This window comes from Stenotrophomonas sp. YJH_SMC_48-3 (assembly GCF_059369375.1).
The window spans coordinates 568,847-584,764 of sequence record NZ_JCAFSQ010000001.1 but is presented as its reverse complement, the minus strand read 5'-3'; the positions used below and the strand labels follow the sequence as shown (position 1 = coordinate 584,764).

13 protein-coding genes are annotated in these 15,918 nt (G+C 67.2%); 1 reads left to right on the top strand and 12 read right to left on the bottom strand.

Annotation, left to right across the window (positions count from 1 at the left end; all coding sequences use genetic code 11):
* Window positions 1-276: 276 nt before the first annotated feature.
* The 3 genes from lipA to AC5P65_RS02680 are packed head-to-tail and all read right to left on the bottom strand — an operon-like array spanning window position 277 to window position 2,281.
* The gene (gene lipA, locus AC5P65_RS02690) at window positions 277-1,287 is read right to left on the bottom strand and encodes a lipoyl synthase (RefSeq protein WP_019660674.1); all 1,011 of its coding nucleotides are present in this window, start codon (window positions 1,285-1,287) and stop codon (window positions 277-279) included.
* Window positions 1,288-1,304: 17 nt separating this feature from the next.
* Window positions 1,305-2,015, bottom strand: coding sequence for a lipoyl(octanoyl) transferase LipB (gene lipB, locus AC5P65_RS02685; RefSeq protein WP_019660675.1), 711 nt, complete (start codon window positions 2,013-2,015; stop codon window positions 1,305-1,307).
* A complete protein-coding gene (locus AC5P65_RS02680; protein WP_005411067.1) occupies window positions 2,003-2,281 on the bottom strand; it encodes a YbeD family protein in 279 nt (92 codons plus the stop codon). Before AC5P65_RS02680 ends, lipB begins: the two co-directional genes overlap by 13 nt.
* A gap of 263 nt (window positions 2,282-2,544) precedes the next feature.
* On the opposite strand from AC5P65_RS02680, the gene AC5P65_RS02675 reads away from it, so the two are divergent.
* Window positions 2,545-3,618, top strand: a complete 1,074-nt coding sequence (locus AC5P65_RS02675; protein WP_021203734.1) for a lipid A deacylase LpxR family protein — start codon at window positions 2,545-2,547, stop codon at window positions 3,616-3,618.
* Between the two features lie 238 nt (window positions 3,619-3,856).
* Here the strand turns inward: AC5P65_RS02675 and AC5P65_RS02670 are convergent, their stop codons facing one another.
* The 9 genes from AC5P65_RS02670 to AC5P65_RS02630 all read right to left on the bottom strand — a co-directional run bounded on the left by AC5P65_RS02670 (window position 3,857) and on the right by AC5P65_RS02630 (window position 15,747).
* The gene (locus AC5P65_RS02670) at window positions 3,857-5,071 is read right to left on the bottom strand and encodes a D-alanyl-D-alanine carboxypeptidase family protein (RefSeq protein WP_021203735.1); all 1,215 of its coding nucleotides are present in this window, start codon (window positions 5,069-5,071) and stop codon (window positions 3,857-3,859) included.
* Between the two features lie 100 nt (window positions 5,072-5,171).
* Window positions 5,172-6,443, bottom strand: coding sequence for a septal ring lytic transglycosylase RlpA family protein (locus tag AC5P65_RS02665; RefSeq protein ID WP_019660679.1), 1,272 nt, complete (start codon window positions 6,441-6,443; stop codon window positions 5,172-5,174).
* On the bottom strand, window positions 6,440-7,585 hold the full coding sequence (mltB, locus tag AC5P65_RS02660; protein ID WP_021203736.1) for a lytic murein transglycosylase B: 1,146 nt from the start codon (window positions 7,583-7,585) through the stop codon (window positions 6,440-6,442). Before mltB ends, AC5P65_RS02665 begins: the two co-directional genes overlap by 4 nt.
* 986 nt (window positions 7,586-8,571) lie before the next feature.
* Complete coding sequence (rodA, locus tag AC5P65_RS02655) at window positions 8,572-9,666, bottom strand: rod shape-determining protein RodA (RefSeq protein ID WP_031270823.1); 1,095 nt, start codon at window positions 9,664-9,666, stop codon at window positions 8,572-8,574.
* 148 nt (window positions 9,667-9,814) lie between these two features.
* Complete coding sequence (gene rodA, locus AC5P65_RS02650) at window positions 9,815-10,927, bottom strand: rod shape-determining protein RodA (protein ID WP_019660682.1); 1,113 nt, start codon at window positions 10,925-10,927, stop codon at window positions 9,815-9,817.
* Window positions 10,924-12,996 (bottom strand): penicillin-binding protein 2, encoded by a 2,073-nt coding sequence (mrdA, locus tag AC5P65_RS02645; protein ID WP_021204560.1) that lies wholly within the window; start codon window positions 12,994-12,996, stop codon window positions 10,924-10,926. The genes rodA (AC5P65_RS02650) and mrdA overlap by 4 nt, the downstream gene beginning before the upstream one ends.
* Window positions 12,997-12,999: 3 nt before the next feature.
* The gene (gene mreD, locus AC5P65_RS02640) at window positions 13,000-13,485 is read right to left on the bottom strand and encodes a rod shape-determining protein MreD (RefSeq protein WP_021204559.1); all 486 of its coding nucleotides are present in this window, start codon (window positions 13,483-13,485) and stop codon (window positions 13,000-13,002) included.
* Window positions 13,482-14,579, bottom strand: coding sequence for a rod shape-determining protein MreC (gene mreC, locus AC5P65_RS02635; protein WP_111098684.1), 1,098 nt, complete (start codon window positions 14,577-14,579; stop codon window positions 13,482-13,484). The genes mreD and mreC overlap by 4 nt, the downstream gene beginning before the upstream one ends.
* Before the next feature lie 121 nt (window positions 14,580-14,700).
* On the bottom strand, window positions 14,701-15,747 hold the full coding sequence (locus AC5P65_RS02630) for a rod shape-determining protein (protein ID WP_005419402.1): 1,047 nt from the start codon (window positions 15,745-15,747) through the stop codon (window positions 14,701-14,703).
* Window positions 15,748-15,918 lie beyond the last annotated feature (171 nt).

The following is a 15,918-nucleotide window of genomic DNA, read 5'->3' as shown; positions in this document are numbered from 1 at the left end:
ACGTGCTCGAAGGCGCCTTGCCAAGGGGGAGACTGCGGGGTGTTAAGACACCACGACAGTGCCGAAAGTTGCCGGGTTTGTCACCCGGCCGCGCTCGGTGGAAAACCAGCCTAGCCGGGCCGGTGTAGCAAATTGTGAATGCATGTAGAGCCGAGCCCATGCTCGGCTGGCCGGCAGCAAGCAGCCGAGCATGGGCTCGGCTCCACGGCAGGCAGAGGTGTGCGGACCAAGGGTCCGCACCCACAGGAGAAGTAGCTCCCACCCACCGGCAGGGTGTCAGGAAATGCCGGCGCCCTTGGCCTGGACGTCGGCGTGGTACGACGAGCGCACCATCGGGCCGGAGGCCACGTGGCTGAATCCCAGCTCGTAGCCGTAGTCCTCCAGCGCCTTGTAGTCCTCGGGAGTCCAGTACTTCAGTACCGGGTGGTGATGCGCGGTCGGCTGCAGGTACTGGCCGATGGTGATCATGTCCACATCGTGCGCGCGCAGGTCGCGCATGGTGGCCTTGATCTGTTCGAAGTCTTCGCCCAGACCCAGCATGATGCCGCTCTTGGTCGGCACGCCCGGGTGCTGCGCCTTGAAGTTCTTCAGCAGGTTCAGCGACCACTGGTAGTCCGCACCCGGGCGCACATTGCGGTACAGGTCCGGTACGGTTTCGATGTTGTGGTTGAACACATCCGGCGGGTTCTGCGCCAGGATCTCCAGCGCGCGCTCCATGCGGCCCTTGCCACGGAAGTCCGGCGTCAGCACTTCGATGCGGGTACCCGGCGACTTTTCGCGGATGGCGGTGATGCAGTCGACGAAGTGCTGGGCACCGCCGTCACGCAGGTCATCGCGGTCGACGCTGGTCACCACCACGTACTTCAGGCCCATGTCGGCCACGGTCTGGCCGAGGCTGGCCGGTTCGTTGGCATCCGGCGGCTTCGGGCGGCCATGGGCCACGTCGCAGAACGAGCAGCGGCGGGTGCAGACCTCGCCGAGGATCATGAAGGTGGCGGTGCCATGGCCGAAGCATTCGTGGATGTTCGGGCAGCTGGCTTCCTCGCATACGGTCACCAGGCGGTTTTCGCGCAGCTTGGCCTTCAGGTTCTGCACGGCATTTCCCGAGGGAATGCGCACGCGGATCCATGACGGCTTGCGCAGCACCGGCGCGTCGGCGAACTGCACCGGCGAGCGGTTGATCTTGTCACCGCCCAGCTGCTTGACCCCGGCCTGCAACGGCGCGGCGGATGGGGAGTCGCCCTGCACGATCTGCAGGGGAATGGAACGGGCGGTGGTTTCAGTCATGGCAGTTCCGGGAGCGGTCAGGCGGCCGCAGAAAGATCGGGCAGTTCGTGCGTGGGCTGGAGCAGCAGGCCGAACTGGCGGGCCAGGTGCTCCAGCAGTACCGGCTTGACGGCCTCCATGCCGGAGGGCCCGCCCAAGTCTACTACCGAGGTCACCTGCAACCCCTGATAGCCACAGGGATTGATGCGGTGGAAGGGTTCCAGGTCCATGGCCACGTTGAAGGCCAGCCCATGGAAGGTGCAGCCGCGCCGCACACGGATGCCGAGCGCAGCGATCTTGGCACCACCGACGTAGACGCCCGGGGCGCCCTCGCGGCGTTCGGCACCGATGTTCCACTCGGCCAGCGTATCGATGAGGGCCTGCTCGATGCGGCACACGTAGTCGCGGACCCCGATCCCCAGCCGCGGCAGGCGCAGCAGCGGATAGACCACGATCTGGCCGGGACCGTGGTAGGTCACCTGGCCACCTCGGTCCACGTGCAGCACCGGGATCTCACCCGGTGCCAGCACGTGCTCGTCCTTGCCGGCCTGGCCCAGGGTGAACACCGGGTCGTGCTCGACCACCCACAGCTCGTCGGCATCGTTGTCGCTGCGCTGGTCGGTGAAGCGCTGCATGGCGCGCCATACCGGCTCGTAGGCCTGGCGGCCGAGGTCACGGACCACCGCCGGACGCGGCGCGCGGTGTTCCGGGGCGGCTTCGGCCGGGCAGCTGTCGGCTACAGCGTCCACTTCACTTCCGGGTGGTCGCGCAGCGCCTGGTGCGCCAGGTCGTACTGCTCGCGGCTTTCGGCCTTGAACACGATGCGGACGGACACGTACTTGCCGTTGGAGGAGTGCTTCCAGCTGATGCGTTCGTTGACCACATCGATGCCGGCAGCCAGCAGCAGGCGGGGGAGCTCATGTTCCAGGCCGCGGTTGGCCGGGCCCATGGCGCTGAGCTCGAACTGGCCGGGGAACTGGAAGCCGTGGTCGGGGTTGTCGGACTTGATTTCCATGGAGCCATTATCGGGCCGCAGGGCAACAAACCCAAGAGTATTCATCAACGCCAAACGGCGCACTGGTGAGTCGCTGCGTTGCAGCTGAACAGACGTTCAGCATTGGTCATTGCCCCGAAGCCCGCTACAGGAGGGTTCAGGATTGTCCTCACGAGACAATGTCGTTTTCGGAACAGACAAGTGATTCGAACGCGCTCGTTCCGTCACGTCCCCGCGAGTACCGTGTCGCGGCATACAACGACAGACAGAACAAAGCCCTCCCAATGAGTCCCCCTTCCCACCGCCGCCTTGCGGCCCTCGGCCTGTACGGCCTGCTGGCTGCTGCCCTCCCGCTTGCCGCCCAGGCGGCCGAACAATGTGGCCCGGACGCGATGCGCGACCATCCGCCGCAGGTCAATTTCCGCGTCGACAACGACCTGTTCGGCGGCCGCCACCAGGATCAGGGCTATACCAACGGTGCGCTGTTGACCCTGGTCTCCCCCAATCTGGTCGATTACACCGACGACCCCTGCCTGCCGCGCATGGCGCGCTGGGTGAACCGGTACCTGGAAGGGCTGCATCCGGGCAGGTTCGAACAGCAGAACATGATCTTCAGCATCGGCCAGGGGATTTTCACCCCAACCGATTTCAGCCGCAGGGACCTGATCGAGGACGACCGCCCTTACGCCGGCGTGCTGATCGCAAACTTCGGTTTCAATGCGCGCAGCGGCGACCGCCTGCAGACCACCCAGCTGACACTGGGCGTGGTCGGCCCGTGGGCGCAGGGCAAGCAGGTGCAGAATGCCGTGCATGAAGTGTTGGGCGACGAGAAATTCAAGGGTTGGGACAACCAGCTGCACAACGAACCACTGTTCATGCTGACCCATGAGCGCATGCGCCGCTGGCCGGGCGATGCCAGCGTCAATGCCGACGGTTGGGGTTGGGACGCGATCAGCCACTACGGCGGGTCGATCGGCAACCTGGAAACCAAGGCCAATTTGGGCGGTGAAGTGCGCTTCGGCTGGAAGCTGCCGGATGACTTCGGCAGCACGCCGTTGCGCCCGGCAGGTGAGAACACGGCGCCGACCCGCGGCGGCCGCCCAAGCGGGTGGTCCTGGCACCTGTTCGCGACCTCCGACGCTGCCTGGGTGATCCGCGACATCACGCTGGATGGCAACACCTTCCGCAACAGCCACAGCGTGGACAAGCGCCATGTGGTGGCCTACGGCGGGTACGGCGTGGCGGTGATGTACGGCCGCTGGAAGTTCGCTGCCGCGCGCTACCACAGCACGCGCGAATTCAACGGCCAGCGCCAATCGCCGGTGTTCGGCAGCTTCACCATCAGCCGCTCGCTGTAGGCGAGGGGCTGAGGGTGAAGCGGGTAGGTGCCGACCGTTGGTCGGCACACCGGTTACTGCATCGCTCGCTGCAAGTGAGGCGCTGCCGGTAGTGCCGGCCGCTGGCCGGCTCTCGCATTTCCGGATGGATTCATGGGGAGCCGGCCAGCGGCCGGCACTCCCCCTATCCGCATCCGACATCCCGAAACGAAAAGGCCGGCATACGCCGGCCTTTTCATTCACCACGCCGGGGCGTGGATCATTCCGATTCCCACCACATCCAGAAGCTGTCCCACAGGCGCTTGAAGAAGCCGGCCTGTTCGACGGCAGCCACAGCGACCAGCGGCGCTTCGGCGACGACCTTGCCGTCCAGCGTGACCTTCACGGTGCCGATCTGCTGACCGGCAGTGAACGGTGCCTCCAGGGTCTTGGGCACGTCGATGCTCGGCTTCAGGTCGTTGTAGCGGCCGCGCGGCACGCTGACCAGCATCGGCTGCGCCACGCCCAGCTGCACCTTGTCGGCGGTGCCCTTCCAGACCTTGTGCTCGGCCACGGGCTTGCCCGGCTCGTACAGGCGGTGGGTCTCGAAGAAGCGGAAACCCCAGTTCAGCAGGGCCAGGCTGTCATCAGCGCGCTGCTTTTCCGACGCACCACCCAATACCACGGCGATCAGGCGCTGGTCGCCGCGCTGCGCCGAACTCATCAGGCAGTAACCGGCTTCGGAGGTGTGGCCGGTCTTGATGCCGTCGACGCTGCCATCTCGCCACAGCAGCAGGTTGCGGTTCGGCTGCTTGATGTTGCCGACCTGGAATTCCTTGATCTTGTTGTACGCGTAGGTTTCCGGGTAATCACGCACCATCGCGCGGCCCAGCAGTGCCAGGTCATAGGCGGTGCTGTGGTGGCCTTCGGCGGTCAGGCCGTGGGCGTTGACGAAGTGCGAGTTCTTCATGCCGATCTTGGCGGCGTAGCTGTTCATCAGCGACGCGAAGGCTTCTTCGCTGCCGGCCACATGCTCGGCCAGGGCGATCGCGGCGTCATTGCCGGACTGGATCGCCATGCCCTTTTCCATGTCTTCCAGGCGTGCGGTCTGGTTGACCGGGAAGCCGCTGTAGCTGCCATCGGTGCCGGCGCCGCCTTCGCGCCAGGCGCGCTCGCTCATCATCACCTGGTCATCCGCACGGACCTTGCCGTTCTTGACCTCGGCGGCAACCACGTAGGACGTCATCACCTTGGTGATGCTGGCCGGGGCCAGCTGCTCGTGGATGTTTTCGCCAGCCAGCACCTGGCCGGTGGCGTAGTCCATCAGCACCCAGGCCTTGGATACGCTCGGCACCGGCGCCGGGGGGGTGGCAACGGTGGCCGGGGCGGCGGCGGCAGGCGCAGGCGTGGCCGGGGTCGGCAGCGGCGTCTGGGCGGAAGCCAGGCCCACCACCAGGGTGGCGGCCAGGGCGGTGGCGGCGGAACGGAAATTCATTGGACAGCAGGCTCCAGGGGACGGCCAGGAATGGAGGGTGGAACGAAGCGGCCATTGTAAGGCCGGGCGAGCCTGGGCCGGCAGCACCAGCCCAGGCGGGTCAATCCTTGACGATCTGCGGCGAACCCAGGCCCAGACCGGCGATGCGGCCGACAAGTTCCGCGGCACTGGCATGGTCGCTGGCGGGAACGCGCAGCCGGAACAGGGTGCGGCCACCGGCGGCGATGTCGCTGATGGTCGCGCCGACAATGCCGGCCGCGTTGAGCTGGCCCATCGCGCGGTTGGCATTGTCGCGGCTGGAGAAGCTGGCGACCTGCACCATCACCGCGCCGACCACCTGCTGCGACAGGCTGGGGGCTGCTGCGGTGGCGGGCACCGTACGCACTGCGGCCGGCGCGACCGTGCGCGGCGCGGCGCTGGCGACTGCAACCGGCGCCATTGTGGGGCTGCGCACCGGCGGTGCGCTCGGCGGCAGGCTGCTGACCGCCACGTCCGGCACCGCGCTGGCCACGCCCTGTGTGGTGGCCGGCTGGCCACGCGCAGGCGTGGCGTCGGCCGGAAGGCGCTTGACCAGGCGATCGATGTCGCTGTCGGCGGTGGCACGCGCAGCCGTTACCGGGCGCGTACTGGCCGCCGCGACAGCCGTTTCGGCGGCACGGCGCTCGCGGCGCGACGGCTTCTGCGCCAGCAGGTTGCCCTCGCCCGGCTGCAACGCGCGCACCTCCACATTGCCGGTACCGCGCTGGGTGATGCCCAGCCGCACTGCGGCGGCATAACTGAGGTCGACCACACGGCCATCATGGAACGGGCCACGGTCGTTGACGCGCACGATCACCGACTCGCCGTTGTCCAGATTGGTCACACGGGCGAAGCTGGGCAGCGGCAGCGTCTTGTGCGCGGCGGTGAACTGGTACATGTCGTAGACCTCGCGGTTGGAGGTCAGGCGGCCGTGGAACTTGGCGCCGTAGTACGACGCGGTACCGCGCTCGACATAATTGCGGGTGTCGTCGAGCACCTTGTACGACTTGCCCAGCACCACGTACGGCGACTTGTTGCCGATGGCCGAACGCTCTTCGGCGGTCACTTCCGGCTCGGGAATGCAGGCGACGTTGGGAATGTAGTCCGGGGTGCTGTCGCGCACGCCTGGCTTGTACAGCCCCCCGGCGGTGTAGTTGCCGCGCGTGTTCGGGTCTTCCTTGGCCGCGGCATAGGGCGAGCCTTCCGGGCAATGCGCCGGGCGCGAGCCCCGACCCTGCACCACCGTGCCGCTGGGCTTGCCACCGTGGCCGGCCGTGGCCGGCTTCTTCGGCGCACTGCTGCAGGCAGCCAGCGCGAGGACGATCAAGCTCGGGACCAGCCATCTGATGTTCATGCCGGGGGCAGCTCCTGTCCGGCGATGGCCTGCGACAACTGGAACACGGCCATCGCGTACATCTTCGAGAGGTTGTAGCGGGTGATCGCGTAGTAGTTCTGGAAGCCCAGCCAGTACTGCTTGCCGGTGCTGCCCTCAAGCGTGATCGGCGTTGCGGTGGCGCCCGGCTGCACCGCAGCGCTGGGCTGGTAGCCGCGCTGGGCCAGGTCGGCCAGCGACCAGGTCGGCATCCATTCGGTCGGGTTGAACTCCTCGCGACCCGGCGCCAGCGTGGCCGGTACGGCCACCTGGCCACCACGGACCCAGCCGCCCTTCTTCACGAAATAATTGGCGATGGACGAGAACACATCGTCGTAGCTGGTGAACAGGTCGCGACGGCCATCGCCATTACCGTCCACGGCGTAATCGAGATAGCTGGACGGCATGAACTGGCCCATGCCCATCGCACCGGCATAGCTGCCCTTGAGCGTGGTGATGTCCAGCTTTTCCTCACGGCCCAGCTCGAACAGCTTGGCCAGCTCATCGCGGAAGAACAGCTCGCGGCGCACTTCGCGCTCCAGCTTGGCCGGGTCGCCACTGCGCGGGTAGTAGAACGCCAGCGTGTACAGCGCATCGAGCACGCGATGATTGCCCGCATTCTTTCCGTAGCTGGTTTCCACGCCGATGATCGCCACGATCACCTCGGCCGGCACGCCGGTGCGCTGCTGCACGCGATCCAGTTCGGCACGATGCTGGGCCAGGAACGCGCGGCCGCCATCGATGCGTGCCTTGCTGATGAACATCGGCCGGTACTCGTTCCACGGTTTGACCCGTTCGGCCGGACGCGACATGGCGGCGATGATCGGCTGGCGCACCTGCGCCTGGTCGAGCACGCTGCTGATCTGCTCCGGCCTCAGGCCATAGCGCTTGGCGGTATCGGCAATGAAGCGGGCCCGTGCAACCTCGAACGGCACCGGGGTGAGATCGACCGGCGGTGCGGTGGCGGCAGCGGCTTCAGGCGCGGCCTCGGCCGGACCATGGGCCTTGGCGGACGGCTGGCGCGGCGTGCTGCTGGCCTGCGGCGAAGACGGTGGGGACTTCGGCTGGGTCGCGCAGGCGACCAGGCCGAGGGTGAGCATGCAGGCCAGAGTGCGTCGAATCATCGTCGCAGGTTAGCAGGTCATGGATGAATTAAAACCCCTAACACCATGAATCACAACGATTTGCCCCCGTTCAGCGGGAAATGTGAAGACGTCGTGATCGGGCTTCCCCATTCAGATAGAGGTGGCCGGTTGCGTCCCCATCCCCGCAGACGCAACCGGCGACCGGATCCGGTCGGTACCTGCGCGGCTGCCGCTCCCCAGTGACAGTTCCCCGCGCTCCCTGTACCCGTTGGATCAGTACTGCTCCCGCCCGACGCCCCCTCGCGCTGCATCGATTGACGGCGCGCCGTGCCGAACGGGCCGCCATTGTGCAGGCCGATTACGACAAGTCCATTGATCAAGATCAACGCGGCGTAAAAGTGTGAACCAGCTAACGTTTTTTGCGGACTTTGGTCAGCGGGTGTGCTGTCGTGCAGCGTTGTGAGAACGCTTCCATAACTGGCGTTGCGCAGAGTCAGGAAGTTTCCAGCCATCGGCGCAGCCCCTCGTGGGTGGTGTCTGGGTGGTCGCGGAAAGGAGAAGCCGCGGGTGGGCCGGTCGGGTTGGGTACGCGGGGGACGCCGTGAATCCGTCCCTGGAGGCTTGGCAGCCGCATCCATGCGGCTGACACCCCCGCGTACCCAACCCGACCGGCCTCTGACAGATTTCGGAGGTCTGCCACCCACGGAGAAGAAAAAGAAGATCAAAAGATCGCGACGCTGCGCTTGCTCGTGACCCGAGCATGGATCGGCTCTACACAAGGCAATGAAGCGACCCGCCAGGCCGCCTTTGCTTTTGATCTTCTTTTTCTTCTCCGGGGGAGACGCGCACGGAACCTGTCCGTGGCCGGGTAGATGGGCTGCGCAGGGGCGTGAGCCGCATGGATGCGGCGACCGAGCTTACATGGATGTACTTGCAGCGTCCCCTGCGCGGCCCATCTACCCGGCCCCACCCATGAACTGCTTTGCGCGGTCATCCACGAGGGGCTGCGCCGTTGGCTGGAAACCCTATCCCCCGTGCACGGGTCGGTGCCCGCGCACCGCCATCACCAGCCCGATACCCGCCAGCAGCGACACCGCCGAGGTACCGCCATAACTGATCAACGGCATCGGAATGCCCACCACCGGCAGCAGGCCGGAAATCATCCCGCCGTTCACCAGTACGTACACGAAGAACGCCAAGCCCAGGCTGCCGGCCAGCAACCTTGCGTGCGTGTCGCGGGCGTGCACCGCGATCCACAGGCAGCGGCCGACCACGAACAGGTACAGCGCAAACACGGTGGCCACGCCGATCCAGCCGAACTCTTCGGCCAGCACCGAGAACGCGAAGTCCGTGGTGTACTCAGGCAGGAAGTCCAGCGTGGCCTGGGTGCCCTGCCCCCAGCCGCGCCCGTCCCAGCCACCGGAGCCGATCGCGATGCGTGACTGCAGGATGTTCCAACCGGTGCCGAGCGGGTCTGCCGCCGGATCGAGGAAGGTCAGCACGCGATCCTTCTGGTACTGACGCAACAGACCGAACCATGCCAGGGGTGCGGCCACCGCAAGCCCTGTTGCCCCGGTCGCCACCCATCCCCAGTGCAGGCCCGCCAGCAACAAGGCGAACACGCCGCTGGCGGTGACCAGCGTTGCGGTACCGAGGTTGGGCTGCATCAGGATCAGTACTGCAGGCATGCCGATCAGCACCGCAGCCGTCAGTACCGTGCGTGGCGACGGCGGCAGCGGTTGGCGATGCAGGTACCAGGCCATCATCAGCGGCAGGCTGAGCTTGAGCAGTTCGGACGGTTGCAGGTAGAACACGCCGAGGTTGAGCCAGCGCTGCCCGTATTTGCCGGTGCCGACCACGTAGACCGCCATCAGCGGCAGCATCGACAACGCATACAACGCTGGTGTCCACGCCCGCAGGCGCAGCAGCGAAACACGCGACAGCAGCCACATCGCCACCAGGCCACCGGCAAAGCGCGCCGCCTGCCCGGCCACGGGGCCGGACACGCTGTGCAGCACCGCCAGGCCGACGCCCATCAGGATCAACAACGCAACCAGCAACGGCAGATCGATCGTGCGCACCGCCTCACGGCAGCCGCCAAGCAGTCGTTTCCATTCCACACGGCCACGGTAGCAATGCGTGCTTGCGTGAAGCTGTCAGCGCGGTGCCGCATTTGTAGAGTCGAGCCATGCCCGACTGCCTTTCATACAGCAGAAGCAGCCGAGCATGGCTCGGCTCTACAAGAATCAGGAGCAGGAAGCGCGGCGACTAGCCGTAGCCGCCGTGCACCGGGTTGTGGCTGCGCACCGCCATCACCAGGCCGAAGCCGGCCAGCAGTGACACCGCCGAGGTACCGCCGTAACTGATCAGCGGCATCGGCACGCCCACCACCGGCAGCAGGCCGGAAATCATCCCGCCGTTGACCAGTACGTAGACGAAGAACGCCAGTCCGGTGGCCCCGGCAAGCAGGCGCGAATAGGAATCGCGCGATTGGCTGGCAATCCACAGGCAACGCCCGATCACCAGCAGGTACAGCGCCAGCACGGTGGCCACGCCGATCCAGCCGAATTCCTCGCTCAGCACCGAGAACGCGAAGTCGGTGGTCTGCTCGGGAATGAAGTTCAGGTGCGACTGCGAGCCCTCGCCCCAGCCCTTGCCATCGAAGCCCCCGGAACCGATCGCGATCTTCGACTGGATGATGTTCCAGCCGGCGCCAAGCGCGTCCATTTCCGGGTCCAGGAACATCATGATGCGGTCCTTCTGGTACGGCCGCAGCAGCCAGAACCAGGCCACCGGCGCGACCGCGGCCACGCCGCCTACGCCCAGCCCAACCCACCACCACGGCAGGCCTGCCAGCAGCAGCACGAACACGCCACTGGCGGCGATCAGCACACCGGTGCCGAAGTCCGGCTGCAGCATCACCAGGCCGGTCGGTACGCCGATGATGACCAAGGCCACGAGCACGGTATTGAAGCGCGGTGGCAGCGGCATCCTGTGCAGGTACCAGGCCACCATCATCGGCAGGCTCACCTTCAGCAGCTCGGCCGGCTGCAGGTAGAAGAACTTCAGGTCCAGCCACTGCCGGCCATACTTGCCGGTGCCGAGCACGAACACCGCCAGCAACGGAATCATCGAGATCGCATAGATCATCGGCGTGGCCGAGCGGATGCGCAGGATAGGCACGCGCGAGATGCCCCACAGCGCCGCCATGCCCACCGCGAAGCGCGCGCCCTGGGCCATCACCAGGCTGTCGCCTCCGGCACTCTTCAGGGTCGCCAGGCCGATCACCATCAGCGCGCCGAGGGCCAGGCACAGCACCCAGTCCAGCGTACTGAAGAAGCGGCGCAGCATGTCGCCGGCCCAACGCAGGAACACTCTCATCGTGCGGGCTCCGCAGGGGTCGGCCGTGGCGTGGCCGGCAACGCGGCGGCCTGCGCATCCGGCTGCGGCGCGGGTGCAGGCGCCGGTGCAGGCACGCCGATCAGCACCGGATGTTCTCCCACCTGCGCAGCGGCAAGATCGCCGGCCTGGCGCGCGCTCGCGTCTTCGTTGTCGAACGCGGTGGCGCCGATGGCAGTGGTGCCGCGCTCGCTGTCCAGCGGCTGCATGCCTTCGGGCATCTTGCCCAGCAGGTAGGCATCGAACACCTTGCGGGCGATCGGCGCCGCGGCTGAACCACCGTAGCCACCGCCTTCCACCGCCACCGCAATCGCGATCACCGGGTTTTCGACCGGCGCGAAGCCAACGAACAGCGCGCGGTGGCGCAGGTGCATCGGCAGGCTCTTCGGGTTCACTGCAGCAGTGCCCTTGCGGCTGATGACCTGTGCGGTACCGGTCTTGCCGGCCATCACGTACGGCGCACCCACCGCCACGCGCCAGCCGCTGCCGCCGGGCCGCATGGTCGCCATCATGCCCTCGCGCACGGCCTGCACGTTGTTGGGGTTGGGGCTGATCGGCTTGCTTTCGCCGGCCGGCATTGCCGTCCAGTCGCTGTCGAATCCTTCGCGCTGCTGGATCACCAGGTGCGGGGTGCGCAGCTGGCCGTCGGCCAGCGCGCTGACGCCGCGCGCCAGCTGCAGCGGGGTGACCTTCCAGTCGCCCTGGCCGATGCTGATGTTGACCGTGTCGCCCGGGAACCAGGCTTCCTTGCGGGTCTTCCGCTTGTAGGCCGGCGACGGCAGGATGCCGCCGATTTCGCCGGTGAGGTCGATGCCGGTCGGCTGGCCGAAGCCGTAGTACTCCATGTAATGGTCGAAGCGCTCGATGCCCAGGTCCAGCGCCAGCTTGTAGTAATAGGTATTGACCGATTCGGCGATCGACTTGCGCAGGTCGGTCCAGCCGTGGCCGCCGCGATGCGCATCACCCCAGCCACGTGAAGTGCCGGGCAGGTAGAACATGCCGGTGGACAGCACCTTGTCTTCCGGGCGGCGCACGCCCGAATCCAGGCCGGCCAGGCCGATCAGGGGTTTCAGCGTGGAACCGGGGGCGACGCCACCGAGCACCAGGCGGTTGAACTGCGGCCGCGACGGGTTTTCGTTCAATGCCTTGAAGTCGGCATGGGAAATGCCGTTGACGAACAGGTTGGGGTCGTAGGACGGCAGGCTGACCATCGCCAGCACTTCGCCGGTACGCGGGTCCATCGCCACCGCCGAGCCTTCCTGGTCGCCGAAGGCAGCCACCATCGCGCGCTGCAGGTCGGCGTCGATCGACAGCCGCAGGTCCGCACCGGACTGCGCGGCCACCCGGCCGATGGTGCGGATCGCGCGGCCCTGCACGTTGGTCTCGACCTGTTCATAGCCGACCCGGCCACGCAGCTGCTGCTCGTAATAGCGCTCCAGGCCGGATTTGCCGATGTGGGTCAGCGCGGCATTACCTTCGCCGAGGATTTCCAGATCCTTGTCATCGACGCGACCGACGTAGCCGATGATGTGCGCGAACAGATCGCCATACGGGTAGCGCCGGGTCAGGTAGGGTTCCAGCTCGACCCCCGGGAAACGCCAGCGGTCGACGGCAAAGCGCGCCATCTCCTCGTCGCTCATGCGCAGCTTCAGCGTGACCGGCAGGAACTTGCGGCGCGCCTTGCGCGACTTGTTGAACGCTTCAAGCTCTTCCGGGCTGATGCTGATGATCTTCGCCAGCCCTTCCAGGGTGGCGTCCATGTCCTTGACCTTGTCCGGGGTCACGTCCAGGCGGAACGCCGGCACGTTCTCGGCCAGCAGGCGGCCATTGCGGTCGTAGATCATGCCGCGCCCGGGCACCACCGGCCGCGGCTTGATGCGGTTGGCTTCCGAGCGCGTGGCATAGACGTCGTGGTCCAGCACCTGCAGCTTGAAGTACCAGCCGCCCAGCCCCAGCAGGCAGACCAGCACGCCCAGGAAACCGAGCGCCGCGCGACGGCGGAACTGCTCGGCTTCGGCGTGTGGATTCTTGACCTGGCGGCGCGGAATCATGGCTCAGCGCCCGCGCTTGCCGAAGCGCACCGCGTCCAGCAGCACGAACACCAGCGGCCACAGGCCCATGCCCAGCAGCGGGGCCCACCAGTACGACCACGGCAGGGTCGGTTCGCCCACCAGGATGTGCACCAGTGCGCTGACGATGCGGTCGTTGAACAGCAGGCCGCCGATGGCCAGCATCTGCTGCGACATCGGGAAGAAGCGGATGCGCGCGCGGAAGCGCTGCAGGATGAAAGCCAGCATCACCAGCCGAAGTGCCTGTTCGCCGAGGACACCGCCGTACAGCAGGTCGGCGATGACGCCGCTGGCGAAGGCGATGCCCAGGCCGACGCGCTCGGGCGCTTCGATGACCCAGTACGCCAGCACCAGCGCCAGCCAGTACGGGCGCAGCGGCTGCAGCAGCGCCGGCAACGGCAGCAGGCCCAGCAGCAGCGCCACCACCAGGCTGGCCGGCAGCACCCATGGGTTGTCGCGCAGGCGGCTCATCGCTGCGCCTCCGGCGTGGTCGGGTGCCGGCCAGCGGCCGGCACTACCGGAGCAGCAGGATCAGGGGAGGATGCGGGGGCAACAGACCTCGTTTGCGACGAGGGCTGTTGCCGGCCAGCGGCCGGCACTACCGGGGCGCTGACCGGAGCTGGCGTCGATGCCGCTGGCGCGGTTCCCACGGGCACGGTGGCGCCGGTGGCCGGGCCACCCGGGGCGGTTTCTTCCAGCTGCAGGCGCAGCTCCGGCGGAATGCGGATCGCCGCGCCCGGGCGCAGCAGCAGCACGTCGCGGCCGCGGTCGAGCTGCGCCGCCGGCTTCAGTTCGCCGACCAGGAAGGCATGGGTGTCGTCCGGTCGCAGTGCGGTGATGGTGCCGACCGGGAAGCCCGCCGGGAAGCGGCCACCGAGGCCGGAGGTGACGATCTCATCGCCCACTTCCACCCCGGCGCTGAGCGGAATATCGCGCAGTTCCAGCGTGTCGCCGCGGCCATAGACGATCAGGCGAACGCCGTTGCGGGCCACGGTGACCGGCACGGCATGGTCAGGGTCGGTCAGCAGCAGCACGGTAGAGGTGCCGCCGGTGACGCTGATCACCTGGCCCATCAGGCCGCCGGCGTCGATCACCGCCTGGCCGACATGCACGCCCTCGCGGCTGCCGGCATCGAGTACCAGGCGCTGTTTGACCGGGTCCAGGTCGATGTCCAGGATCGGCGCCAGCTGCACGTCCAGGCCACTGCGCTCGGCCACGTTCAGCAGTTCGCGCAGCTGGGCATTGTCCAGTGCGGCGGTCTGCAGGCGGGTCAGGCGCGCGTTGGCCAGCAGCAGCTGGTTGCGCAGTTCGCGGTTCTCGGCGACCAGCTGGCTGTGGCTGGCGGCAGAATCCTTGACCTGGTTGCCGAGCTTGCCGGGCAGGCCGGCCAGTGCCCAGACCGGCTGCACCAGGCTGTTGGCCTGCTCGCGCAGGCGCGCCAGCCAGCCGGCCTGGTCATCGAGCACGATCAGCGTGATGGCCAACGCGAGATAGGCCAGCAACCGCAGGGGGCTGGCGGCATCACCGGATCGGGAGGCGACGGGAGGACCGGCGTAGGGCGGCACGGCAACGATTCAACTGGCAGAAGGCGGAAGGGAAACACGCGGGCGCCCCGCCGGTGCCGGCCCGCCATCACGGCGGGCCGCACCCCGGAAGGGCGCGGCGGGCAGGAACGGCCGGGACGGCTTATTCCGGCGCAAAGAACTCGTTGCCGTGCATGTCCACCAGCTCCAGCGCACGACCGCCGCCGCGGGCCACGCAGGTCAGCGGATCGTCGGCCACCTGCACGTGCAGGCCGGTTTCCTCGGAGATCAGGCGGTCCAGGTCGCGCAGCAGGGCGCCGCCACCGGTCAGCACGATGCCGCGCTCGGCGACGTCGGCGCACAGTTCCGGCGGGGTCTGCTCCAGCGCCAGCTTCACCGCGCTGACGATGCCCGACAGCGGTTCGTGCAGGGCCTCGAGCACCTCGTTGGAGCTGATCTTGATCATCTTCGGCACGCCCTCGGCGAGGTTGCGGCCGGAGATTTCCATCTCGATCACTTCCGCCTGCGGGTAGGCGCAGCCCAGCTCGACCTTGATGCGCTCGGCGGTGGCTTCACCGATCAGCATGCCGTGGTTGCGGCGCACGTAGTTGGTGATGGACTCGTCGAAGCGGTCGCCGCCGATGCGGACCGAGGCCGAATAGACGATGCCGTTGAGCGAGATCACCGCCACTTCGGTGGTGCCGCCGCCGATGTCGATGACCATCGAGCCACGGGCTTCGGTGACCGGCATGCCGGCGCCGATCGCGGCGGCCATCGGCTCTTCGATCAGGAACACGTCACGGGCACCGGCTTCCTCGGCCGATTCCTTGATCGCGCGGCGCTCGACCTGGGTCGAACCGGCCGGCACGCAGACCAGCACGCGCGGGCTCGGGCGCAGCACGCGCGACTTGTGCACCTTCTTGATGAAGTGCTTGAGCATCGCCTCGGTGTAGGTGAAGTCGGCGATGACGCCGTCCTTCATCGGGCGGATGGTGGTGATGTGGCCCGGGGTACGGCCCAGCATCTGCTTGGCTTCGGCGCCTACGGCTGCCACCGAGCGGGTGCCACCGATGGCACGGTCCTGGCGCACGGCCACGACCGATGGCTCGTTCAGTACGATCCCCTGCCCGCGCACGTAGATGAGGGTGTTGGCCGTGCCCAGGTCGATGGACAGGTCGTTGGAGAACATGCCACGGAGTTTCTTGAACATCTGAGGAAGGAGTCCTGAGGGGTGTCGTGCCCGCCGCGGGATGGCGAAAAAATGGGCAGAAATCGAGGCCGACAAGCCTAGCAACCCGCCTGCCGCCGAGCAAGGAAAAAACTAGCTGAACCCGCGTCTTCACAGGCTTTCGGCCTGATCAGGCCTCACCCGGTTCTGGCC